Annotated in this window: 1 protein-coding gene; it reads right to left on the bottom strand. The window is 69.0% G+C overall.

The genetic code is table 11. From position 1 onward, the window contains the following. Positions 1-24: 24 nt before the first annotated feature. Positions 25-1,227 carry an IS110 family transposase gene (locus K4G64_RS39195; RefSeq protein ID WP_221760606.1) on the bottom strand — a complete coding sequence of 401 codons (1,203 nt, stop codon included), beginning with the start codon at positions 1,225-1,227 and terminating at the stop codon, positions 25-27. Positions 1,228-1,495 lie beyond the last annotated feature (268 nt).

Raw genomic sequence — 1,495 nt, 5'->3', positions numbered from 1 at the left:
GGGGGGGTGCCTCTATGTCTTTCGTCAAGCGAGGCGTGGGGTTCGGGGTTCGTAGATGGTGCCGTCGCGGAGCATTGCGAACAGCACGTTGATGCGCTGTCGGGCCAGGCGGAGAAGTGCCTGGGTGTGGGTCTTGCCGCGGGCCCGGCATCGGTCGTAGTAGGTGCGGGAGGCGGGATCGTGCAGGGCGGCGAACGCGGACAGGAACATCGCGCGTTTCAGCTGCCGGTTGCCACCTCTGGGCGCGTGTTCGCCGTGGATCGAGGTCCCCGACGACTTGGTCGTGGGGGCGAGACCGGCGTAGGAGGCGAGGTGGGCGGCGGTTGGGAAGCTGGTTGCGTCGCCGACGGTGACCAGCAAGGTGGCGGCGGTCCTGACCGCGACCCCCGGAATCGAGGTCAGGACCGCGGAAAGAGGGTGAGCCTCCAGCAGCTGCCCGATCTGTGCTTCCAGGGCTCGTCGCTGTTCGTGGACGGCGGCGAGCGAGCGGGCCAGGGAGGGGATCACGAGGTCGAGGGTGCCGGTGCCCGGGACCACGACGGTCTGCTCGTCGAGTGCGTCGAAGACCTCGTCGATCAGCCGGGCAGCCATGCGCGGAGCCTTGGGCCGGATCACCTCAACCAGCTTGCGGCGACCGGCCTTTCGCAAGCTGGCCGGGGATCCGTAACGTTCCAGCAGCCAGGTGACCGCGGGGTGGTCCAGGCGCGGCCCGAGGACGCGTTCCAGGCTGGGGTGGAACTGGGTGAGCAGGCCGCGTATCCGGTTGGAGGTGCGGGTGGCCTCGGCTGCCAGGTCCTGGTCGAAGCCCACCAGAACGGTCAGCTCGGCGGTGATCTCGTCGGTCAGCTGGAGCGAGCGCAGGGTGTGCGGCATGGTGCGGGCGGCGTCAGCGATCACCGCGGCGTCCTTCGCGTCGGTCTTCGCCTCGCCCGGGTAGAGATCGGCGATCCGCCGCATGGACAGGCCGGGCAGGTAGGCGACCTTGCAGCCGGCGTCCCGGGCGACCGTCAGGGGCAGGGCTCCGATCGAGGCGGGCTGGTCCACGATCACCAGCACGGTGCCGAACTTCGCGGCCAGCTTGTCGAAGACGGCCCGCAGCTTCGGCTCGCTGTTGGGCAGTTGCTTGTCGAAGACTTTCTTCCCGGCCGGGGTCAGTCCGTGCCCGTGATGGGCGCTCTTGCCGACGTCCAGACCGAGGAAGACGCCCACCTCGTCAATGTCATCCAACCCATCCTCCCGAACGGGGTTCGTGCGGTGCTGGCCATGGCGTTGGCGTCGTATGCGCGCATCCACGTTATGCAGACCTGCCGCCCGCAAGCGGCCGGGCATTGCGCCAGGCCAGGCGGTAGTCGGACCTCTCATCAGCGTCTCCAACGGCGCCTCTCGGGCCCGGTGACACCACCCCCCAGGTCATCGGTTCGACAGGGGGGAACAGTCATGCCGGGCCCGGAGGCCAGCGGCCCTCTTGCAGGACCGCGAAGAACATAACGGGGGG

The organism is Streptomyces sp. WAC04114 (assembly GCF_019733245.1).
GTDB lineage: Bacteria > Actinomycetota > Actinomycetes > Streptomycetales > Streptomycetaceae > Streptomyces > Streptomyces massasporeus_A.
Note: the sequence above shows the minus strand (reverse complement) of the source record. Positions and strands in the feature narration are given on the sequence as shown.